The organism is Tautonia sp. JC769 (assembly GCF_040717455.1).
In the GTDB taxonomy this organism is placed as follows: domain Bacteria; phylum Planctomycetota; class Planctomycetia; order Isosphaerales; family Isosphaeraceae; genus Tautonia.
Map to the genome: position 1 here is coordinate 19,711 of NZ_JBFEFH010000040.1, position 20,934 is coordinate 40,644.

General features: G+C 67.6%; 19 protein-coding genes. 10 read left to right on the plus strand and 9 right to left on the minus strand.

The genetic code is table 11. From position 1 onward, the window contains the following. The first annotated feature begins 260 nt into the window (after nt 1-260). The 4 genes from AB1L88_RS25125 (at nt 261) to AB1L88_RS25140 (ending at nt 3,736) form a co-directional block, all read left to right on the plus strand. The gene (locus AB1L88_RS25125) at nt 261-1,115 is read left to right on the plus strand and encodes an MqnA/MqnD/SBP family protein (protein ID WP_367099461.1); all 855 of its coding nucleotides are present in this window, start codon (nt 261-263) and stop codon (nt 1,113-1,115) included. Nucleotides 1,116-1,272: 157 nt separating this feature from the next. Further along, complete coding sequence (locus tag AB1L88_RS25130; protein WP_367099462.1) at nt 1,273-1,974, plus strand: hypothetical protein; 702 nt, start codon at nt 1,273-1,275, stop codon at nt 1,972-1,974. Nucleotides 1,975-2,095: 121 nt separating this feature from the next. Then, nucleotides 2,096-3,040, plus strand: coding sequence for an AraC family transcriptional regulator (locus AB1L88_RS25135; protein WP_367099463.1), 945 nt, complete (start codon nt 2,096-2,098; stop codon nt 3,038-3,040). Between the two features lie 123 nt (nt 3,041-3,163). After that, complete coding sequence (locus AB1L88_RS25140; protein ID WP_367099464.1) at nt 3,164-3,736, plus strand: DUF417 family protein; 573 nt, start codon at nt 3,164-3,166, stop codon at nt 3,734-3,736. A 127-nt stretch (nt 3,737-3,863) separates the two neighbouring features. Here AB1L88_RS25140 and AB1L88_RS25145 read toward each other — a convergent pair whose 3' ends face one another. From AB1L88_RS25145 to lpdA, 6 genes are all read right to left on the minus strand, one after another. Then, nucleotides 3,864-4,379: a hypothetical protein gene (locus AB1L88_RS25145; RefSeq protein ID WP_367099465.1), complete on the minus strand. Its 516-nt coding sequence runs from the start codon at nt 4,377-4,379 to the stop codon at nt 3,864-3,866. A gap of 233 nt (nt 4,380-4,612) precedes the next feature. Next, entirely contained in the window at nt 4,613-6,004 is a 1,392-nt protein-coding gene (locus tag AB1L88_RS25150) for a metallophosphoesterase family protein (protein ID WP_367099466.1), read from the minus strand. A gap of 76 nt (nt 6,005-6,080) precedes the next feature. Beyond that, nucleotides 6,081-6,416: a hypothetical protein gene (locus AB1L88_RS25155; RefSeq protein ID WP_367099467.1), complete on the minus strand. Its 336-nt coding sequence runs from the start codon at nt 6,414-6,416 to the stop codon at nt 6,081-6,083. A gap of 87 nt (nt 6,417-6,503) precedes the next feature. Further along, a complete protein-coding gene (locus AB1L88_RS25160) occupies nt 6,504-6,734 on the minus strand; it encodes a hypothetical protein (RefSeq protein ID WP_367099468.1) in 231 nt (76 codons plus the stop codon). Between the two features lie 22 nt (nt 6,735-6,756). After that, nucleotides 6,757-7,020, minus strand: a complete 264-nt coding sequence (locus AB1L88_RS25165; protein WP_367099469.1) for a hypothetical protein — start codon at nt 7,018-7,020, stop codon at nt 6,757-6,759. Nucleotides 7,021-7,323: 303 nt separating this feature from the next. Next, nucleotides 7,324-8,712 (minus strand): dihydrolipoyl dehydrogenase, encoded by a 1,389-nt coding sequence (lpdA, locus tag AB1L88_RS25170; protein WP_367099470.1) that lies wholly within the window; start codon nt 8,710-8,712, stop codon nt 7,324-7,326. A gap of 454 nt (nt 8,713-9,166) precedes the next feature. On the opposite strand from lpdA, the gene ycaC reads away from it, so the two are divergent. From ycaC to AB1L88_RS25200, 6 genes are all read left to right on the plus strand, one after another. Beyond that, the gene (gene ycaC, locus AB1L88_RS25175) at nt 9,167-9,787 is read left to right on the plus strand and encodes an isochorismate family cysteine hydrolase YcaC (RefSeq protein ID WP_367099471.1); all 621 of its coding nucleotides are present in this window, start codon (nt 9,167-9,169) and stop codon (nt 9,785-9,787) included. A gap of 34 nt (nt 9,788-9,821) precedes the next feature. Next, complete coding sequence (locus AB1L88_RS25180) at nt 9,822-10,679, plus strand: pirin family protein (RefSeq protein ID WP_367099472.1); 858 nt, start codon at nt 9,822-9,824, stop codon at nt 10,677-10,679. 516 nt (nt 10,680-11,195) lie between these two features. After that, nucleotides 11,196-12,548, plus strand: coding sequence for a hypothetical protein (locus AB1L88_RS25185; RefSeq protein ID WP_367099473.1), 1,353 nt, complete (start codon nt 11,196-11,198; stop codon nt 12,546-12,548). A gap of 488 nt (nt 12,549-13,036) precedes the next feature. Continuing rightward, nucleotides 13,037-13,657, plus strand: a complete 621-nt coding sequence (locus AB1L88_RS25190; protein ID WP_367099474.1) for a RedB protein — start codon at nt 13,037-13,039, stop codon at nt 13,655-13,657. A 1-nt stretch (nt 13,658) separates the two neighbouring features. Further along, nucleotides 13,659-16,154, plus strand: a complete 2,496-nt coding sequence (locus AB1L88_RS25195; RefSeq protein WP_367099475.1) for an EAL domain-containing protein — start codon at nt 13,659-13,661, stop codon at nt 16,152-16,154. 152 nt (nt 16,155-16,306) lie between these two features. Continuing rightward, complete coding sequence (locus tag AB1L88_RS25200; RefSeq protein ID WP_367099476.1) at nt 16,307-17,038, plus strand: DUF4058 family protein; 732 nt, start codon at nt 16,307-16,309, stop codon at nt 17,036-17,038. Nucleotides 17,039-17,162: 124 nt separating this feature from the next. Here AB1L88_RS25200 and AB1L88_RS25205 read toward each other — a convergent pair whose 3' ends face one another. From AB1L88_RS25205 to pdhA, 3 genes are all read right to left on the minus strand, one after another. Beyond that, entirely contained in the window at nt 17,163-18,509 is a 1,347-nt protein-coding gene (locus AB1L88_RS25205) for a dihydrolipoamide acetyltransferase family protein (protein ID WP_367099477.1), read from the minus strand. Nucleotides 18,510-18,736: 227 nt separating this feature from the next. Then, the gene (locus AB1L88_RS25210) at nt 18,737-19,717 is read right to left on the minus strand and encodes a pyruvate dehydrogenase complex E1 component subunit beta (protein ID WP_367099478.1); all 981 of its coding nucleotides are present in this window, start codon (nt 19,715-19,717) and stop codon (nt 18,737-18,739) included. A gap of 8 nt (nt 19,718-19,725) precedes the next feature. Continuing rightward, nucleotides 19,726-20,736: a pyruvate dehydrogenase (acetyl-transferring) E1 component subunit alpha gene (pdhA, locus tag AB1L88_RS25215; protein ID WP_367099479.1), complete on the minus strand. Its 1,011-nt coding sequence runs from the start codon at nt 20,734-20,736 to the stop codon at nt 19,726-19,728. Nucleotides 20,737-20,934: the final 198 nt, after the last annotated feature.

A 20,934-nucleotide genomic window follows, 5' to 3' on the forward strand; every position in this document is an offset into this window, starting at 1 on the left:
CCGCCCCGGGGGAGAGGGCCGGGGTGAGGGGGGCTTCGCCCGGCCTGGCGTGTGAGGACCGCGAGCAATCGTCTGTAGGGTCCGCTGTGCGGACCATCGGGTCCGGGACTGTCCGCACGAGCGGACCCGAGATCGACCAGGGGGAGGGAGACTTCCATCCCCCTGACCCGATTGGAACGACCGGCCCGCTCGCCCTCCTGGCCAACCAACCCACGTTCCCCTCTGATCCCGTACCCCTGCCCCGAGGCTCCCGCGATCCCATGACTACCGACGGCCGGCGCACCATTCGAGTGGGACATTCCCCCGACTCCGACGACGCCTTCATGTTCTACGCCCTGGCTCACGACAAACTCGACACGGGCGACCTGCACTTCGTCCACCAGCTCGAAGACATCGAGACCCTCAACCGACGTGCCCTCAACGGCGAGCTGGAAGTCTCGGCCGTCAGCATCCACGCCTACGCCCACCTGGCCGACACCTACGCCCTGCTCGCCTCCGGCTCCAGCATGGGCGACCGCTACGGCCCGAAGCTCATCGCCCGCGAGCCGATGACCCTCGACGACCTGCGCGCCCGCAAGCCCACCATCGCCATCCCCGGCACCCTGACGACCGCCTACCTCGCCCTCCAGCTCTGCCTGGGCAAGGACGTGCCGTTCACGGTCGTCCCCTTCGACCAGATCATCCCGACCGTCCTCGAAGGCAAGGCCGACGTCGGCCTGATCATCCACGAAGGCCAGCTCTACTACCCCGACCAGGGCCTTCACCAGATCGTCGACCTGGGCGAGTGGTGGTTCCAGGAGACCGGCCTGCCGCTGCCCCTCGGCGGCAACGTCGTCCGCCGCGACCTCGGCCAGGAGACCGTCGAGCGCATCGCCCGCCTGCTCAAGCAGAGCATCCAGTACGCCCTCGACCATCGCCAGGAGGCGCTCGACTACGCCCTGACCTACGCCCGCGGGCTCGACCCGAACCTCGCCGACCGCTTCGTCGGCATGTACGTCAACGACTGGACCGTCGACTACGGCGACCGCGGCCGCGAGGCCGTCCGCACCCTCCTCCGCCGCGCCGAGGCCGCCCAGCTCCTCCCCGGCCCCGTCGACGTCCAGTTCGTCGGCTGACGCGACGCCTTTCCCAATCGGGGTCACTGGGGTCTTCCTTCCTGACCCCAGTCGCTGCGTCGACCGCCTCCCACCCGTCCGCTGGGGTCAGGATGACCCCAGCCACACCGCCGATTGGCAGGCCGGATGTTCCTGCAATTTCACGGTGATTTGATTGATGGCGATGACAGTATCCGAGATGCTTGACTTTTTTCGGGGACAAATCCAGAGATCGCAACGCGGCATGGATGCAGCAAAATCGACTGGCATCTATCCGTTAGCTGAATTAAATTGCCGACAATCGTTCAAGTGCCGCCTCATGATAAGTCTTATCGAATGGCGAAACGGAATTGATCCGTCAAATTCATTATCTGAGGTTGCAGCGGGCTTTGCTGATGACTGGGCGAAAGTAGTAGCAGTCGGTGGGGATAAAGCCAAAACGACCAACGTGCCTGCTGAACGACTGGCATTTGTTGTCTATCTGATCGGCAAGCCGTGTTTCATTGATGTTTCTAGCGATGGCCTTGAGGGGGATCGCCTCCTGGATCTTGTTCTTGGAGATTGGCTATTCGATTCTTGGAATGGAAAGTTGTGGGAAAACGGGATGGCACAACTTCGCCGGGCTGGCAGTGATTTGGCAGTGCGAACCTATGAGCTATACAAAACGATTATTGATGCAGCGGGGTCAGACGTGACAGCCCTGTCGCATGAAGGCGAGCGTCTCTTTGCCAAGAGAAAGTCTGATGCTTTCTTCTGTGGAGGCGATCAGACAGAAGGCGGCGGCAACGACAACAACGTCACCATTGATTACCGACTTGCAGCTCTATTGAAACGCTCTGGTTTCCATGATGCCAGTGGAGTTCATGTTTGGAAGTGGTAAGTTATTCTGGCGGGTTGGCCGGTGTCATCCCGACCCCAATCATGGGTTCGCCTCCTTCCGCTCGCCTGCTGGGGTCATCCTGACCCCAGCCATCCGCCGGACGGCGCGACTGAGAACGGTCATGACCGATCGCAACGGCCCCGGCGACCTGTACGATCCCCGCAACGGGGACGAGCCGATTCGCCTGGGACGGTGGGAGATCGACGGCGAGCCGAGCGAGCCGGCCCGCACGAATGAGTTCGCCATCTACCTGGTCGAATCCGGCTCCGGGATCTTCTGGGCCGATGCCTCGACGTTCCCCTTCGGCCCCGGCTCCCTGCTCTGCTTCGTCCCCTACCAGCACCTCCGGTTCGTCCCCGAGGGCCGCGTCCGCGGGCAGGTCGTCCGGTTCCACGCCAACTTCCTCTGCGTCGAGACGTTCCACGCCGAGGTCGGGTGCAGCGGCGCCCTGTTCAACGACCCCTACGGCCCCCCCTCGGTCGAGCTGGACGACGCGACGAAGGCGGAGGTGGCCGGCCTGCTCGACCGCCTCCGGCGGGAGGATGCCCGGCGCGACCTGGCGTACGGCGAGGCCATGCTCGCCCTCCTGAAGGTCGTGCTGATCCTCGCCACCAGGATCAAGGCGTCCCGGGCGGGGGCGTGCGGCCCGGACGCGGCGACGGCCGCCCGGCACCCGATCCTGGCCGAGCTGCGCGCCCTGATCGAGGAGCATTACCGCACGATCCACTCCCCCGCCGAGTATGCGAAGCGGCTGCACGTGACCCCCAAGACGCTCGGCCGGCTCGTCCGGGAGCACTTCGGCACCACCCCGACCGACCTGATCCGCAGCCGCATCCTCATCCACGCCAAGTGGCAACTGCTCCACACCCTCAAGCCGGTCAAGGAGGTCGCGCGCGAGGTCGGCTTCGGCGACGAGCTGTACTTCAGCCGCCTGTTCAAGAAGGCGACCGGCTATTCCCCCACCTTCTTCCGCGCCTTCGAGACGGAGATCCGGGGCGGGAGCAATCTGTCCATGTCTTCGGCCGAAGCGCCCATTCTCCCCCCGGCCGAGTCCCCCGATACTTGAGCCGGTGAGACCGAATGGCTCGGATGAGTTGCCCACGTAGGGTCCGCTGTGCGGACCGATTCCGTGACGGCATAGAGGGGGATCGGTCCGCACAGCGGACCCTACGACGGAAGGAGGGAGATCGTGCTGGAGTTGTTCAAGCTGGCGTCTCGGATGGACCGGATCGGCGTGGCCGTGACCCGGCTGGGCCTGATCGTCGTGCTGCTCTGGATCGGCGGCCTGAAGGTGTTCCCCTACGAGGCGGACGGTATCGTGCCGTTCGTCGCCAACAGCCCGACCATGAGTTTCTTCTACGCCGACCCCGGCGGCTACAAGGCCCACATGAACCCCGAAGGCGCCCTCGTGCCCGAGAACCGCTCCTGGCACCAATCCAACCGCACCTATGAGTTCTCCTACGGCCTGGGGGCCGTGATCGTCCTCTACGGGTTGCTCCTCTGCCTGCACCCGTGGCTCCCCCAGGCGGCGGCGTTGGGCAGCTTCCTCGTCGTCGTCATGTCGTTCGTCACCCTCTCCTTCCTCGTCACCACGCCCGAATGCTGGGTGCCCCCCCTCGGCGACGCCCACCACGGATTCCCGTACCTCAGCGGCCGGGGCCGCCTCGTCGTCAAGGACGCCATCATGCTGGGCGCCGCCCTCGTCACCATGGCCGATTCCGCCAAGGCCTACCTGCGCCGACGCGACCGCCTTCCCACCTGATCGCCCGGCCGAGTGGCGTGGCACGGGAGGCACACCACCCGTCGCTGGGGTCAGCGCGGACCCCAGCCAACCCGCGGCAAATTTCAACAGGTTTGTCTTCGTTGTTGGGGCGACAAATCAACCGCCTTTAAAACACCCAAATCCTTCCATTTGGCCACACTTCATTCCAATTGCACGGAAAACACCCTGCCTCATATACCTCTATGACACACGAGTAGAACGAAGGTTCCACAAGTTCAGAATAGGCTTGCTCTGCTGCGTAATGGATCATATCCCAGCGGACAAAGTCTTTCACCAGCTCTCGGCCATGCTCGATAGACTGCAATTCAGGAATCGCATCAATCACTTTGTCTACCTTGGTAAACAAGTCGGTCTCGAATCGTTCTCGATTCCTCCTGGAAATCGCGTTCCATTCCCTAAATTCCTTTCTGAACTCTGCACTCAATCGGCGTGTCAATCGACTGCGTGCTTCGGAGAAAGCGTCTGAGGCTTGTTCGCTACCTCGAAGTGTTACGGCTTCGTCCCACGAATTCAGGACGACGATATCGCAACCATCCACGACGAGCGTCTTTGCAGAGCCAACATTCGCAAAGAAGTTGATATCGAATAAGCGTTCCAATGCTCGATCAATGGTTTCATTCATAGTCCACCTCGTTGTCCCATGCGCCGCGGCAGATCGGGAAGACAATCTGATCCTCGGAAACCAGCACGAAGTTCTCGGGTGCCCCGGCCACGTCGGCGTGGCCAGGCTCCCTCAACCAACCCTCACAGACTGAGCGTGACAGACGGCGCCGAGGCTTCCGCGGCCTGCCCACGTCTTCGTGGGCAGGGCACCCGGCACCCGAGATCGGACGGGCGCGAGACCGGGGCGATCGATCAGTCGCCGGCCGCCTCGGCGGCGGCTTCGAGGCGGCGGAGGCGCTCGCCGAGGGTGGGCTTGCCCTCGATCAGTTCGTTGGGCCGGCCGTCCTGCTTGACGAGTTCGAAGGCGTCGTAGAGGGCGCCGAGGGGGGTGCGGGCCTCGTAGGTGAGGCGGTCGCCGTGGAGGTGGATGATCTGGTAGAGCTGGGTGTCCTCGGCCTTCCGCTTCATCCAGTCGCCGGCCTGGGACAGGTCGTACATCTTCGGGCCGCTGACGGAGACGACGTAGACCGTGCCGGAGTCATCGCGGGCGGCGGCGCCGGTGGGGACGTTCTGGTCGCCGACGACCAGGCCGCTGCGGCCGTAGGCGTGGTCGTGCCCCTGGAGCACGAGGTCGACGGCGTACCTGTCGAAGATCGGCTGCCAGAGGTTGCGGATCGTCGGGTTGTCGCGGTTCCTGGCGGCCGAGTAGATCGGGTGGTGGAAGGTGACGATCGTCCAGCGGTTCGGGTTCTCGGCCAGGACCCGCTCCAGCCAGGGGACCTGCTCCTCCTGCCGCTCGTTCGAGTTGAGCGAGACGATGCGGACGCCCTGGTAGTCGATGAAATATACGCTTTCTTCAAGCCCCTCCGGGCCGTGCTCGGGCAGGGCGAAGGTCGGCCGCCAGTGGGCGGAGAGGCCGCGCGGGCCGTCGCCGGAGCGGGAGTATTCGTGGTTGCCGGGGGTCGGCAGGCTCGGGACCATCGCGTTGACCCAGCCGCCGGCGTAGAACCACTCGCCCCACTCGGCGTCGCGGTCCCCCCGGTTGATCAGGTCGCCGGCGTGGACGATGAAGCGGGCCTTCGGGGCTTCGGTGTAGGCCCCCCGGATCACCCGGGCCCAGAGCGACTTGAGGTTGTTCTGCGCATCGCCGAAATAGATGAATGAGAACGGCTCGGCCTCGTCGCTCGCGGTGGTGAAGTGGGCCCACTCGCTCCAGTTCACCCCGTCGCCGACGCGGTAGGCATAGGTCGTCCTCGGCTCCAGCCCTTCGAAGACGACCGAGTGGAACTTCGCCTCGTTCAGGTCGGTGGTCAAGGGGGTCGAGGTGGCCTCGACCGTCTCGGCGCGGTCGACGAACTGCGGACCGTGGTCGGCCAGGGCAATCTCGGCGATGGCCGTCTCCACCGTCGCATCGGTCCGCCAGGTCACCGCCTGCGAGGTCGCCGGGTCGCCGGTGAAGGTGAGGATGATCCGGTCGGGCATGGCGGTCGGCCGATAGACCTCTGCCTCGGCCACCGGCTTCGGCGGGTGGGAATGGTCGCCTTCCTCGTCGTAGCCGAAGGCGGGCCAGGCCGTCAGGGCCATCAGGCCGGCGAGGGCCAGCGGTCGGACTCGGAGGAGCAGAGATGTCGAGAAGGTCGTCATGGGGTTGCCTTTTGCGAAAGGGTCCGCAGCTTGATTCGATGGTTCTGGGCAGGGTACTCGGTCTTCGGCATCCTGATCATACCGCGTTGATCGCCGGGACGAACAGAGACATGATCAGTGTTAATATGCTGAGAAATCCGCATAAAAAGATCCGATTGATCTGTTCCTTCGAATCGGACCACTTCCCGACCATCAGAGCCAGGCAAACAATCAGCGCCACCACCGCGATGGCCGCTCCCATTGTGCCGAGGCCCGACCAGAATCGCCACCCAAGCCCCGCCCGCCTCCAGCTCGCCCAGCCGACCGGCCCGCTCGTCGCGGCCACGCTCCCCGCCACCGACAGGAACCCGGCGACCGACATCGCGCGGACGAGTGAGGCCAGACCGTCTCGGATCACCAGACGCGTTGCCATCGCCGCTGCTCCTCCGAGTTTTGCGATGTTGTAGGGTCCGTTGTTGCGGACCTTCCCTCGACCAGGAGAAGCCGCCCCCACGACCCTTCACGCCGCCTGAGACGGCCCGCCGCTGACCGGCATTCCCCATTGGGACCAGAAGATGACCACCCGGGCCGTGATCCCCACCGCCACGCCGATCAACACCAGCCCGACCACGATCGACGACGCCTGCACCGCCGGCGGCCGGGCCGTTCGCGCGTTCCACAGGAGGACCAGACCGATCGAGGCACCCGCCCAGGAAGGAACAAGCAGAACATGAAAAACAATCAACCACATGGCGATTCCACGCTGTTGACCCTCACGAAGACTCCCCGGCGGATTCGACCTCGACCCGAGCGACCTTGAACCCGGCCCGCTCGACATCCCGGATCGCCGATCCCACGGCATCGCCGAGCGATTCCGCGTCCCGATCGAATGCGATGCTCACCATCCCGCCTCGACTCGCCGGCGTGGCATCGTCGCAACCGGCCGCGAACAGCGCGTCGGCCATCTCGACCGTGATCACGGAGACGCCGGAGAGGGTCAGGGTGAAGGAATAGGTCCGCGTGGCGACGATGGCCATGGTCATCCTCCGAGGAGATGGGGGCACCCGGCGATTCGACGCCGGAGCCGCTTGGCGTGGTCTTCGGGGTTCCGTGGCGTGGAGAAGGCGGGAATCCGGCACCCGTCGCGGCTCATCTCGGGGCAGTCGAGAGCGCCGGGTGCCCCGGGTTCCGCGCCAGCGGACCCCGGGCGAGAGGTCGGCCGGCCCATGCGGATCCGCCCGGGGTCCGCTGGCGCGGAACCCGGGGCACCCGGGGGCGACACGATCCCTGCCACCCAACGCATTCGTTCAATGACAAGGCATATCAACCGACATGGACAATCACAGGTGGACCGACTCGCCCAGCCCCTGGCCGGCGGCCTCCATGACGGCCTCGGAGAAGGTCGGGTGCGGGTGCATCGCGTGGAGGATCTCCTCCTGCGTCGCCTCGAGCTTGCGGGCCATGACAAGTTCCGCGATCATCTCGGTCGCATTCGCGCCGATGATGTGGGCGCCGAGCAGCTCGCCCAGCTCCTTGTCGAAGATCAGCTTGACGAACCCCTCCGGCTCTCCCGCCGCGACGGCCCGGCCCGAGGCGATGAACGGGAACTTGCCGACCCGGATCTCGCGGCCCAGCTCACGGGCCTTCTTCTCGGTCAGGCCGACGCTGGCCACCCCCGGCTCGGTGTAGGTGCAGCCGGGGACGTTGTCGTAATCGACCGTGCGGTCGGCATGTCCGCAGAGGCGCTCGATGCAGCAGATCGCCTCGTGGTGCGCCACGTGGGCCAGCCAGGGGGGGCCGATCACGTCGCCGACGGCGAAGATCGACGGGACGCTCGTGACGTACCCCTTCTTCGGGTCGGCCTTGATGTGCCCCTTGAAGGTCTCGATCTTGACCTTCTTCTCGTCCCAGAGATCCTGGATGTTCCCCTCGACGCCGATGGCCACGAGCATCACCTCGGCCTCGATCGTCTGCGGCCCCTTCGGCGTCTCGATCGTCACCTTCACGCCGCCGTCGGCCTTCTCGACCTTCGTGGTCTTCGAGCCGGTGAAGACGGTCATCCCGCGCTTCTCGAAGCTCTTGCGGAGGGTCTGCGAGACCTCCTCGTCCTCGATCGGCAGGAGGTGGTCGACCATCTCGACGATCGTCACCTTCGTGCCGATCGCGTTGTAGAAGTAGGCGAATTCGCACCCGATCGCCCCGGCGCCGACGACCACCATCGACTTCGGCTGCGTCGGCAGGTTCATCGCCTCCTTGTACGAGATGATCGTCTTGCCGTCGAACTCGGCCCCGGGCAAGGCCCTCGCGTGCACGCCGGTGGCGATCACGATCGACCCGGCCGAGAGCGTCTTGTCCCCCACCTTCACCTGGTTCGGGCCGACGATCTTCGCCGTCCCTTGCTGGTGCTGCACCTTGTACTTGCGGAAGAGCCCTTCGATCCCCTTGTTCATCTTGGTGGTCACTTCGCGGCTTCGCTTGATCATCTGGGAGAAGTCCCAGCGCGACTCGCCGGTGTAGCCGAATTCCTTGCCGTTGTGGTTCAACAATTCCACCACATGAGCATTGGTCAAGAGCGCCTTGGTGGGGATGCACCCCCAGTTCAGGCAGATGCCGCCGAGCTTGTCCTGCTCGACGCAGAGCACCTTCTTGCCGAGCTGCGCGGCCCGGATCGCGCCGGCGTATCCGGCGGGTCCGCCGCCAATGACGATCAGGTCGTAGTCGTGAGCCATGAGTTGAGCGATCTCAATGCGTGAAAAAACGTCGGTGAAACGCGAAACACGAACGAACAGTCGTGGCGAGGACCGATCGCCCGCGACCGGCCTTCACGAACCGAAACAGGCCGGCCCGCCCGCCGAACCGACGCGAACGGGCGGCGCGGGACGGAACTCGCCCGCCGCGGCTCGGCCCCAGAGGGCGTCCCCGAACCATCCCGGCACCGGGGAATCTCCCCGGGCAAGGTTCTGATCAGAACCTGGCGGTGCTGTTCCGTGTTCGGCCGATCGGTCAATCTCCCTATTGTGACGTCCCGGCCCCCCCCCGTACAGACGACGTCCGCCCCAAGGGCGTATCGCCATCGCGGCCGGATGGTACACTGGGGCCGCCACGTCTCCCCCGTTCGACCGATGCCGAGTCCGGCGCCTTCGACCTTTCACCTCGCGAACAGACAAGGACAAAGGTTCCCCCATGCCCGACGCCTTCCGATACCGCCGCCTGGACAGGGACGACGCCGCCGTCCTGCTCGTCGACCACCAGTCCGGCCTCTGCAACCTCGTCAACGACTTCTCCCCCGACGAGTTCAAGAACAACGTCCTGGCCCTGGCCGACGCGGCGAAATACTTCCAACTGCCGACGATCCTGACCACCAGCTTCGAGGACGGCCCGAACGGCCCGCTCGTCCCCGAGCTGAAGGCCCTCTTCCCCGACGCCCCTTACATCGCCCGCCCCGGCCAGATCAACGCCTGGGACAACGACGAGTTCGTCAAGGCGGTCGAGCAGGCCGGCAAGAAGCAGCTCATCCTCGCCGGGGTCGTCACCGAGGTCTGCGTGGCCTTCCCCGCCCTCTCGGCCATCGAGGCCGGCTACGAGGTCTTCGTCGTCACCGACGCCTCGGGCACGTTCAACCTGACGACCCGGGAGGCCGCCTGGTCGCGCATGGAAGCCGCCGGGGCGCAGCTCATGAGCTGGTTCGGCGTCGCCTGCGAGCTGCACCGCGACTGGCGGAACGACGTCGAGGGGCTCGGCGCCCTCTTCTCGAACCACCTCCCGGCCTACCGGAACCTCATCACCAGCCACAACGCCCGGTGACGGCCGCCCGGACACCCTCGGGAGTCTCCCTCCGATGAAGCAGCTCCGACGCGTCATCCGCAACGTCCCCCCGCACTGGGTCGGCGACGGGTTCCCGGTGCGCAGCCTCTTCTCGTACGGCAGGGGGAACGCCTTCGACCCCTTCCTCTTGCTCGACTACGCCGGGCCGCTCGCCTTCGAACCCGCCCCGGCCCCCCGAGGGGTCGAGGAGCACCCGCACCGCGGCTTCGAGACCGTCACCATCGTCTACCAGGGGGAGCTGGAACACCGCGACTCCTCCGGCAGCCACGGCACCATCGGCGCCGGCGACGTGCAGTGGATGACCGCCGCCTCGGGCGTCGTCCACGAGGAATTCCACAGCGAACGCTTCACCCGAGAGGGCGGCACCCTGGAGATGGTCCAGCTCTGGGTCAACCTGCCCTCCCGGGACAAGCGGGCCGCCCCCGGCTACCAGAGCCTGCTCGATGCCGACATCCCCCGCGTCCCGATCGCCGACGGCTCGGGGACCGTCCGGGTCATCGCCGGCGACTTCCAGGGGACTTCGGGAGCCGCCCGGACCTTCACCCCCATCAACGCCTGGGACATCACGCTCGACGCCTCCCGGCAGGTCGAACTCCCGCTCCCGGAGGGTCACACGAGCCTCATCGTCGTCCAGTCCGGTTCCGTCGAGCTCGACGTCACGCGCGTCTCCGCCGTCGAGGTGGCCGAGCTCTCCCGCGAAGGGCAGCGTGCCTCCCTTCGGACCGAATCCCCCTCGCGGCTCCTCGTCCTGACCGGCGCCCCCATCGGCGAGCCGATCGCCGGCCACGGCCCCTTCGTCATGAACACCCCCGACGAAATCCAGGAGGCGATCCGGGATTACCGGCAGGGCCGCCTCGGCCGGCTCTCGTAGCGGTCGGCGAGGGTCGGAGGCCGGAAGGGGCCCACCCGCGTGGCGGCGAGCGGCCATCGCATGCTCCTGACTGAGGTCACGATGACGCCCGCCCCTTCGACCCTCGATCATCGGGTGACTTGGGCACGAACGTCGGGCCGCGCGGGATCGCAGACGTGCTGTCGCTCGAGGCCGCATCCATGAGGCGCACGCAATCGAGTCGGGACTTGCCGGGGCCCTGCCCCCTCGCACGGTTCGAGGGAGGGATCGGTCGTCGCCACGGCCTTGAGCGAATGCACACAATCTCGAGTCTCTCGAGGCCGTCCCAAGGATCGCATCGGCAAACACTTGAATTCCAAAAACACGCGAAATAAAATCCTGAGGTACTGATCCACTCGTGTCGGGTGGCAGGGATCGGTCGTGACGGCCCGCTTCTCTTGGCATGCCTGCCAGGGGTGCGGGCCTTTTTTGGTTGGAAGGGTGTTCGCTCAGGATGTGCTCCCGGTGACGGTCAACGAGGACGAAAAGGAGCGTGACATGCTTGGTCAAATCGCTGCGTCGTTCGCAATCGCCTCCGCCCTCCTGATGCCAGACGTGGTGGCTGGACAGGAGGGTTCGTGTGCCTGCTCTGCAGGCCCGACGGTTGTCGATCATCCGCGGGACGAGGGGCGGGACGGGTTGCCCGGAGTCGGCCCGTTCCAAAAGCTCCCGGCCGAAGTCTCGTATCGCCTCACGCTGGAACCGCCGATCGCGGTCTACCCGCCCGGCGGCCACATCCCGACCCTGATCCGGGGCGACGGCTCGATGACCCTGGAATATCGCCGAGGGAAGGAGCCCGAGACGCTTTCCGTCCGGGTCACGGGACTCGACCTGCGGATGCTCCCCTTCTCATTCCCGATGGACGTCGACGGCGACGGCGACCGGGAAGCCCTTGAGTTGCCGGCCCTGCGCCTCGGGGAGGAGTTCCTGGACCCCGAAGGGTCAACCGGCACGCTCGACCTGAAGTCCGGGAACATGGACCTGGACTTCGCCTTCGCCATCTCGGCGAAGGACCTGCCCATGCTTGAGAAGTGGGGCCTGGAGGAGGTCCGATTCACGGTCGAGGACCGGGGCGTCTTCGACCTGCGCACCGGGTCGTTCACGATCCACTGCGGGGTCCTGGACCTCCGCGAGGGTCCGCTCGCCGGCTACACGATCCGGGCCGGGGGCACCGGCACGCTGGACGGGCCGGCGAGATCGACGGTGGACCTCAAGGTCGGGGTGGCCGCCTCGCCGGACATCCGATGTCGCGACATCCCGGAGGGGCAGAACCGGGTGACCATCTGCCCCGGCGACCAGATCCTGCTCTGCTGGAGTTCCAGCCAGGACGTCGTCTCGGTGGACATCGCGCCGGGCGTGGGGACGGACCTGCCGCCGACCGGCGAGATCGTCGTGACCCCGCCCAGCCCCGGGCCGGGCGACCCGGGCGAGATCGTCTATCGGGTCACGACCAACGGCGGGAACGACCCGGGTTTGGAGGACACGGTCTCCGTGGTCTTCTACCAGGGGCAGGTGCTCGGCCCCTACCAGGCCAACCCGGATCGGGTCAACAACCGCTGGTCGCTGAACATCCCGCTGACGAGCCTGAGCGGCCGGATCGTTGTCCAGCAGGTCCAGATCGTCCGGGGAACCGGCTGCCTCGACTGGTCGCGGTTCTTCCTCGAGCACCAGAGCCCATACCTGCCCGGCGGCATCGACTTCGGCGGCGACGTCGGCAGCCCGATCGCCGTGCCCTTCCGGGCCGCCGGCACCTGGTACTTCCACACCCGTGTCGACCCACCTCGTCCGACGCCTGACCCCCGCGACACCCAGTTCCCCGTCTGCTTCCAGTTCTCGGGCCGATGCCAGTAGTCGGCCCCCTCGCCCGCGTCGTTGACGCGTTCGAACCCTGTCGATCGACCCCTGATCGGCCTCCGGCGGCCTTGAAACGATCGCCGGAGGCTGCTCCGGAGGGATCGGGTCGCTCGGCCGGCGCGGCATCGCGGCCGGCCCTTCGAGCAGCGCCTTGAGCATCCGCATGGACTCGGCGGCGGGGCCGACGAGCGGCCATCGAGTCATCCGACCGGGGCCACCATGCCCCCTGCGAATCCACCGCCCCTGCCTCGCAGCCCGCCACGGCGATGGTCGGATGATTCTCCGGCCCGAAAGGCCCCCGGCCACTCCCCGTCGAGGCGGCTCGCGCGCGGCCGCTCCGGCATCAAATCCGGTTCAATCACGTTTTCCCCCGAATGAGAACTAGGATTGGGGACAGGGGTCTTGCGCATCGCGAGCGATCGGCCGAGGTGCGTCGGCGGCGCCATGCCGCCAACGTGGCGGAATTCTCAACGAAAGGACGGCTGATGGGACGCCGATGGCATCGGGTGGCCTGGCTGGCGGCGGGCGGCTTGGCCTGGCTCGCGTCGGTCGGCTGGGGATTCTTCCTGCTGGAAGACCATCGCGCGACCCCCGGGGCGATCGGATCTCCCCCGGACCGCTGGCCGTCGCAGAGCGCCATCGCTCCAGAGCCGGGCGTGCCCAACCTCGTCGTTTTGGCGCACCCGCAATGCCCCTGCACCCGGGCCTCGATCGCCGAGCTGGCCCGATTGATGGCCCGATGCCCGGGCAAACTGGCCGCCCACGTCGTCTTCATCCAGCCCGAAGGACTGGAGCAGGCCGCCGGGCAGTCCGACATCTGGCGATCGGCCGAAGCGATCCCCGGCGTCCGGGTCGTCGCCGACCCCGAGGGGCTGGAAACCGCCCGGTTCGGCGCGGCCACCTCCGGCCTCGCCCTGCTGTTCGACGAGCACGGCACCCTGCGCTACCGGGGCGGGATCACCGGGTCGAGGGGCCACGAGGGGGCCAATCCCGGCCGCGACGCGGTCGTCGACCTGGCCCGATCGGGCCGATCGGATCGGGACCGGATGCCGGTCTTCGGCTGCCCCCTGTTCAACCCGCCGACTGGCCAGCCCGAGGGCCCTTGAAATGGGATCGATCGCGCCGATTGGGGCCGGGAACCAGCACGAGATCGACCGCCGGGCCGGGGTCCAGTTCCGCGAGCACCGGCAGCGGATCTTCCAGGAGACCGACCGGCTGTTCGCCATCCTCCTGCTGTTCCAGTGGGCGGCGGCGATCGTCGTGGCCCTGGTCGTCTCGCCGAGGGCCTGGGCCGGGGCCACGAGCCAGGTCCACCTGCACCTCTACGCCGCCGCCTGGCTCGGCGGGGCGATCGTCAGCCTGCCGGTGCTCCTGGTGCTCACCCGCCCCGGGGCGGCCTCGACCCGGCACGCCGTCGCCGTCGGCCAGTCGCTGATGGGGGCCCTGCTCATCCACCTGACCGGCGGCCGGATCGAGACGCACTTCCACATCTTCGGGTCGCTCGCGCTGCTGGCCTTCTACCGGGACTGGCGGGTGCTGGTCACGGCCTCGGCCGTCGTCGTGCTCGACCACCTGATCCGGGGGATGGTCTGGCCGGCCTCGATCTACGGGGTCCCCTACTTCCAGCGGTTCCGATGGATCGAGCATAGCGGCTGGGTCGCCTTCGAGGACATCTTCCTCATCTGGTCGTGCCTGCGGAGCGTCCGGGAGATGCAGGCCATCGCCGAGCGGCAGGCCCGCCTGGAGGTCACCCGGGACGGGATCGAGCAGACCGTCCTCGACCGGACCGCCGCCCTCCGGGTCGCCAACGACGGGCTGGCCGCCGAGGTCGCCGATCGCGTCCGGGCCGAGCAGGCCCTGCGCACCAGCGAGGCCCGCTTCCGAGCCCTCTGCGCCTGCTCTCCCATCGGCATCTTCACGACCGACGAGCAAGGCCGCTGCACCTACGTCAACCCGAGGGCCCAGGCCATCGCCGGGTATACCGAGCGCGAGGCCTTCGGCGACGGCTGGCGGAACTTCGTCCACGGGGACGATCTCGGTCACGTCTCCGAGAGCTGGGACGCGGCCGTCCGCCATCGGGGCGAATTCGACCAGCTGCTCCGCTTCCAGGGATCGGACCGGGGCACCCGATGGGCGCACGCCCGGGCCGCGCCGATGCGAGACGAGCAGGGCCGGTTCATCGGCCATGTCGGCTCGATCGAGGACACGACCGACCGCAAGGCCGCCGAGGACCACCTGGCCTACCAGGCCACGCACGACGCTTTGACCGGCCTGCCCAACCGCGCCTTCTTCCAGCAAGGGCTGGAACGCGAGGTGGCCTCGGCCCGGGCGCGGGACGGCAAGTTCGCGCTGCTCTTGATCGACCTCGACCGCTTCAAGGAGATCAACGACACCTTCGGCCACGACCACGGCGACGCCGTCCTCCGGGAGCTGAACCCCCGCTTCCGCGACGCCCTGCGGCGGTCGGACCTGCTGGCCAGGCTCGGCGGGGACGAGTTCGCCGTCCTGCTGCCCGAGGTCGGCGAGCCCGGGGCGGCCGCCCTGGCCGAGCGGCTCCTCGACTGCCTGAAGCAGCCGATCGTCGTCCAGGGGCGCGAGCTGGAGGTCGGCGCCAGCATCGGCATCGCCCGGTTCCCCGACCACGGCACCGACGCCTCGACCCTGATGCGGCTGGCCGACGTCGCCATGTACGCCGCCAAGCGCGACCACGGCGGCTACCGCTCCTACTCGGCCGAGCAGCAGGCCGACCTCGACCCGGCCCGGCTGACCCTGATCACCGAGCTTCGCCAGGGGATCCGAGACGGGCAGTTGCTGCTGCACTACCAGCCCAAGCTCGACCTGAAGTCGGGCCGGATCGCCGGCGTCGAGGCGATGGTCCGCTGGCAACACCCCCGCGAGGGCCCGCTCACTCCCGCCCGATTCATGCCCCTGGCCGAGAACACCGGCCTGATCCGGCCGATGGGGCTCCGGGTCCTCCGGGACGCCCTGGCGCAGAGCCGACGCTGGCTCGAATCGGGCCGGCCGCTCGACATCGCCATCAACCTGTCGCCGAAGAACCTGCGCGACGAGGAACTGATCGAGGCCCTCGCCCGGCACCTGGGGGGCCCCGATCCCCTCCCGTCTCACCTGACCCTGGAGATCACCGAGGGGACGATCATGGAGAACTCGGCCGAGACCCGAGACATCCTCGACCGGCTCCACGGCCTGGGCGTCCGGATCGCGATCGACGACTTCGGCACCGGCTATTCCTCCCTCTCGTACCTGCGCAACCTGCCGGTCGACGAGGTGAAGATCGACCGGGGCTTCGTCACCAACGCCCGCTCCTCGGAGAAGGACGCCTGCATCGTCCGATCGGTCATCGACCTCGGCCACGCGCTCGGGCTCGACGTGGTGGCCGAAGGGGTCGAGGACCCCGAGACGCTCGACATGCTCATCGGCTGGGGCTGCGACGTGGCGCAGGGCTACTACTTCACCCCCCCGCTCTCCGTCGATCAGTTCGAGGCCTGGGCCGCCGGACCGAAGGCCGCCGCGGCCGCCGACCTGATCCGCGGCATCCTGGACGACCGCTCCGCGTCGCTGCTCCTGCAATCGGCCCACCCGTGACCCAACCCTCCGGATCGCCGCCGCCGCCGGCCTGGGGCGCCGAGGTCGGTCGAGACGCGCGTCCTCGACCGCAGACCGATGACCGACCAGCCCCTCGGCACCCGCCCCGCCGGCCCGCCCCGGTGATAGAATGGTGGCCGAGGAGGTGTCCCATGCCCATGCACGACTGGACCCGCGTCTCGCCCGGGATTTACCACAATTTCCATCAATACTGGACGATCGAGATCAGCAAGGTCCTGAACCAGGGGATCCTGCCTCCCGGCTATTTCGCCATGGCCGACCAGCGGGTCAGCGGCCCGGAGCCGGACGTGATCGCCCTGAAGTTCCGCGGTCCCGAGCCGGCCGTCGGCCTGGCGGTCGCCGAGGCTCCTCCCCGGATCCGGGCCTCCGGCCGCGCCGAGATCGACGCGGCCCGATACGCGGTGAAGGCCAATCGCCTCTCGGTCCGGGACGAAATCGGCCAGGTCGTGGCCATCATCGAGGTCGTCTCGCCCGGGAACAAGGACCGTCAGGCGGCCGTCTCCGACTTCGTCGGCAAGGCGGTGACGTTCCTCCGCAACGGGGTCCACCTCCTGATGATCGACCCGTTCCCGGCCGGTTCCCGCGACCCCGAAGGGCTGGCCTCGGCCATCTGGCGGGCCCTGGCCGACCCCCCGATCGAGCCGCTCCCGCCGGGCAAGCCCTTGGCCGTCGCCTCGTTCGACGCCGGCCCTCCCCTGACGGCCTACGTGGAGCCGATCGCCGTCGGCGACGCCCTGCCCGAGGCCCCCCTGTTCCTCGCCCCCGGCTGGTACGTCAACGTCCCGCTCGAACCGACCTATCAGTCCTGCTGGGGCCAGATGCCCCCCCCGATCCAGGCCCTCGTCGCCCCGGACTCCCCGTAACGGATTCCAGGTCCGTCGTCCTACGGCAATTCCTGCCGGAGGGGGCTCCGGCGCCCCCCCCCTCGACCGATCCCCGCAGGCTCCCGTCTCGGGGCAAGGGGCCGATCACTCGCTCGGGTGCCGCTCAGAGCAGCATCGCGGCCGGCTCTTCGAGGAACGCCTTGAGCGTCCGCATGAACTCGGCGGCGGTCGCGCCGTCGACGGCGCGGTGGTCGGCGGTGAGGGTGACGGTCATCACCTGGCCGACGACGAGCTCGCCGCCCTCGACCACCGGCCGGGCCTCGGTCGCGCCGACGGCGAGGATGCCGACCTCGGGCATGTTCAGGATCGCGTCGAACTGCTTGACGCCGTACATGCCGAGGTTGCTGATGGTGAACGTGCCGCCCATCATCTGCTTCGGGTTCAGCGTGTTCGTGCGGGCGGCCTCGGCCAGGGCGAGCGTCCCCTGCCGGATCTCGACCAGGCCGAGCTGGTCGGCATGCGGCAAGACCGGGACGATCAGGCCGCCGTCGAGCGCCACGGCGATGCCGATGTTCACATCGCCATGCAAGACCATCGCGTCCTCTTCATACGAGGCGTTCAGGTCCGGGTGCTTCCGCAGGGCCATCGCCACCGCCTTGGTCACGAAGTCGCCGACCGAGAGCTTGATCTTCTGCTTCGAGAGCTGGGCGTTGAGCTGCTCGCGGAGGGCGACGATCCGGTCCATCCGGATGTCGCTCGTGACGTGGATCTCCGGGGCCGCTTGCTTGGCCTGCAGCATCCGCGAGGCGATCGTCTTGCGCATCCGGCTGTGGGGCACGCGCTGCGTCTCGCGGACCGGGCCGCGGGCCACCGGCATGGCCGGGGCGGCTCCGGCCTCTTTCCCCTTGCTCGGGGCGGCGGCGCCTCGGTTCTGGAGGAATTCCTCGACGTCTCGGCGGACGATCCGGCCGTTGGGCCCGGAGCCGTCGACCTGGCCGAGGTCGATCCCCTCGGACTCGGCGATCTTGCGGGCGAGCGGGCTGGAGCGGATCCGGCCGCCCGGCTCTCGCGGTTCGGCCTCGGCCTCGGCGTGCTGGCCGTTCGAGTCGGTCGACCGGCCGTAATCGGGAGCGGCCGACGCCCCTTGCGCCCCGGCCCCCGCTTCCGCCCCTGCTCCTGCGGGAACGGCTTCCTTCTCCTTCTTCGCCTTCGCCTCGCCCCCGGACCCCGAGCCTCCCTTGAACTTCTCGGCGATTTGCGACGGGTCTTCCCCCTTGCTCGCCATCACCAGCACACGCTGGCCGAGGGCGACGTCATCCCCCTCCTGCACGTCGAGCAGGGCGACGGTCCCCTCGTCGAACGCCTCCATCGGCATGACGGCCTTGTCGGTCTGGATCTCGGCCAGGACGTCCCCTTCCTTGACCGCGTCGCCGACCTTCACGTTCCACTTCACCAGTTGCCCGCTCTCCATCGTCGGGCTGAGTTTGGCCATCGTCACTTCAATGGGCATGGAAGGGAGCTCCGGGGAGGCGGTCGGCGAGACGTGTCAGGGAGGATATCAAGGGTTGAACCAAAGGGAGCAGACCCCCGCAGGTCGGCAAATCGCTCGACCGACGGGGGCCAGGTCATGTTGCCGGTCGAGGTGGTCGAGATGCACCCGGCCACCCCTCGAAGACGCTCCGCGGCGGATGAGACGAGAACGCCGGGCCTGCCTGCACCCAGCTCATCCGGTCCCCCTCAGCGGTAGAGGACCTGATTGACCGCCTCGACCACCCGCTCGACGCTGGGCAGCATGTCCAGCTCCAGGCGGCGGTTGTACGGCAACGGGGCGTCCTTGGCGGTGACGCGCTGGATCGGGGCGTCCAGTTCGTCGAAGGCGGCGCGGTAGATGCGGTCGGCCACGCCGGCGCCGATGCCGCAGTACGGCCAGTTCTCCTCGACGATGATGGCCCGGTGGGTCTTCGTCACCGAGTTGAGGATGGCGTCGAGGTCGAGCGGCCGGATCGTCCTCATGTCGAGGACCTCGGCGCTGACCCCCTCCTCCTCCAACTTCTCGGCCGCCTTCAGGCTGGTGATCACCGACCGGGAGTAGGTGATGATCGTCACGTCCGAGCCCTCGCGCTTCACGTCGGCCTTGCCGATCGGCACGACGAAGTCGGGGTCTTCGGAGACGTCTCCCTTGTCGCCGAGCAGGTTCTCGTGCTCGATGAAGATGACCGGGTCGTCGTCCCGGATGGCGGCCTTGAGCATCCCCTTGGCGTCGCTCGGGGTGCTGGGCATCATCACCTTCAGGCCCGGGAAGTGGGCGAAGAGCGCCTCGGGCCGGTGCGAGTGGGTCGCCCCCAGGTTGCCGGCGATCCCCGAGTTGCCGCGGAAGACGATCGGCACGTTGAACTGGCCGCCCGACATGTAGCGCATGTTCGCGGCGTTGTTCACCAGCTGGTCGAACGCGACGTAGCTGAAGCTGAAGGTCATGAACTCGACGATCGGCCGCAGGCCGACCATCGCCGCGCCGATGCCGATGCCGGCGAATCCGTTCTCGGAGATCGGCGTGTCGACGATCCGCTTCTCGCCGAAGCGGTCGAGCATCCCCTGGCTGACCTTGTACGCGCCGTTGTACTCGGCGACCTCTTCGCCCATGAGGAAGACGCGGTCGTCCCGCTCCATCTCCTCGGTCATGGCCAGATTCAGGGCCTCTCGGTACTGCATGACGGCCATGGAAGCGGTCACTCCTGGGGGATGTAGGGGGAGACGGTAATGTCGGTATAGACCTCGTCCAGCTCCGGCTCGGGGGCCTCCTCGGCGAAGCGGATGGCCTCGTCGATCAGCTCTTTCACCTCGGCCTGCATCAGTTCGAGCGATTCGTCGTCGACCCAGCCGCGTTCGCGGAGGACGACCTCGTAGAGCGCGATCGGGTCCCGTTCGCGGGCCTTCTCCAGCTCTTCCTTGGTCCGGTACTTCATCGGGTCGGACATCGAGTGGCCGCGGTAGCGGTAGGTCTTGGCCTCGATGAACGTCGGCCCCTCGCCGGCCCGGGCCCGGTTGGCGGCCTCGAGCGTCACCTCGGCCATCGCCTCGATGTCGTTGGCGTCGACCGCCACGCCGGGGAAGCCGTAGGGCGGCCCGCCGCGCCGGGTCAGGTCGAGCACGGCCGAGTGCCGGTGCAGGTGCGTGCCCATCGACATCAGGTTGTTCTCGACGACGTAGATGACCGGCAGCTTCCAGAGCCCGGCCATGTTGAAGGCCTCGTGCAGGGCCCCCTGGTCCATCGCGCCGTCGCCGAAGAAGCAGAGCGTCACCTTCTCGTCGCCGCGGTACTTGCTGGCGAAGGCGAACCCGGCGGCCAGCGGGATGTGGCTGCCGACGATCGCGTGGCCGCCCATGAAGTTGCGGTCGGCCTGGAAGAAGTGCATCGAGCCGCCCTTGCCCTTCGAGCAGCCGGCGGCCTTGCCGAGCATCTCGGCCATGCCGGCCCTCGGCTCCATCCCCCGGGCAATCGCGTGCCCGTGGTCCCGGTAGGCGGTGATGACGTAGTCGTCGTCCCGCAGGACGCCGATCGAACCCACGGCGCAGGCTTCCTGTCCGCTATACAGGTGGCAGAAGCCGCCGATCTTCTGCCGCTGATACAACATCGCGGAACGTTCTTCGAAGCGGCGGATCACCAGCATCTGGCGGAGCCAGTCGAGGGCCTGCTCCCGTTCGACAATGGGCTTGGCTTCAGTCTGCGCGTGGGCCATATCTTCCAGCTCCTGCTCGGTCGCGGGTCCGGAGTTCGGTCGGGGCGAGGCCGGGGGGGGCGGTGGGAATTCGTACCGTTGCGGCTCGAACTCGGAATCGGAAACGGGATCGGGATCAGAATCGAAGCCTGCGTCGGAATCCGTCGCGGCGGCGGTCCCGGGCGGGGAATCGCTCCGGTGGCGGACCAATCGGGCCAG

Coding starts and splice junctions, on each gene's coding strand:
- AB1L88_RS25155 (WP_367099467.1), bottom strand. CDS start 6,416: ATGGCAACGCGTCTGGTGATCCGAGACGGTCTGGCCTCACTCGTCCGC.
- AB1L88_RS25200 (WP_367099476.1), top strand. CDS start 16,307: ATGCCCATGCACGACTGGACCCGCGTCTCGCCCGGGATTTACCACAAT.
- ycaC (WP_367099471.1), top strand. CDS start 9,167: ATGCCCGACGCCTTCCGATACCGCCGCCTGGACAGGGACGACGCCGCC.
- lpdA (WP_367099470.1), bottom strand. CDS start 8,712: ATGGCTCACGACTACGACCTGATCGTCATTGGCGGCGGACCCGCCGGA.
- AB1L88_RS25190 (WP_367099474.1), top strand. CDS start 13,037: ATGGGACGCCGATGGCATCGGGTGGCCTGGCTGGCGGCGGGCGGCTTG.
- AB1L88_RS25205 (WP_367099477.1), bottom strand. CDS start 18,509: ATGCCCATTGAAGTGACGATGGCCAAACTCAGCCCGACGATGGAGAGC.
- AB1L88_RS25130 (WP_367099462.1), top strand. CDS start 1,273: ATGGCGATGACAGTATCCGAGATGCTTGACTTTTTTCGGGGACAAATC.
- AB1L88_RS25145 (WP_367099465.1), bottom strand. CDS start 4,379: ATGAATGAAACCATTGATCGAGCATTGGAACGCTTATTCGATATCAAC.
- AB1L88_RS25185 (WP_367099473.1), top strand. CDS start 11,196: ATGCTTGGTCAAATCGCTGCGTCGTTCGCAATCGCCTCCGCCCTCCTG.
- AB1L88_RS25150 (WP_367099466.1), bottom strand. CDS start 6,004: ATGACGACCTTCTCGACATCTCTGCTCCTCCGAGTCCGACCGCTGGCC.
- AB1L88_RS25180 (WP_367099472.1), top strand. CDS start 9,822: ATGAAGCAGCTCCGACGCGTCATCCGCAACGTCCCCCCGCACTGGGTC.
- AB1L88_RS25125 (WP_367099461.1), top strand. CDS start 261: ATGACTACCGACGGCCGGCGCACCATTCGAGTGGGACATTCCCCCGAC.
- AB1L88_RS25135 (WP_367099463.1), top strand. CDS start 2,096: ATGACCGATCGCAACGGCCCCGGCGACCTGTACGATCCCCGCAACGGG.
- AB1L88_RS25165 (WP_367099469.1), bottom strand. CDS start 7,020: ATGGCCATCGTCGCCACGCGGACCTATTCCTTCACCCTGACCCTCTCC.
- AB1L88_RS25210 (WP_367099478.1), bottom strand. CDS start 19,717: ATGGCCGTCATGCAGTACCGAGAGGCCCTGAATCTGGCCATGACCGAG.
- pdhA (WP_367099479.1), bottom strand. CDS start 20,736: ATGGCCCACGCGCAGACTGAAGCCAAGCCCATTGTCGAACGGGAGCAG.
- AB1L88_RS25195 (WP_367099475.1), top strand. CDS start 13,659: ATGGGATCGATCGCGCCGATTGGGGCCGGGAACCAGCACGAGATCGAC.
- AB1L88_RS25160 (WP_367099468.1), bottom strand. CDS start 6,734: ATGTGGTTGATTGTTTTTCATGTTCTGCTTGTTCCTTCCTGGGCGGGT.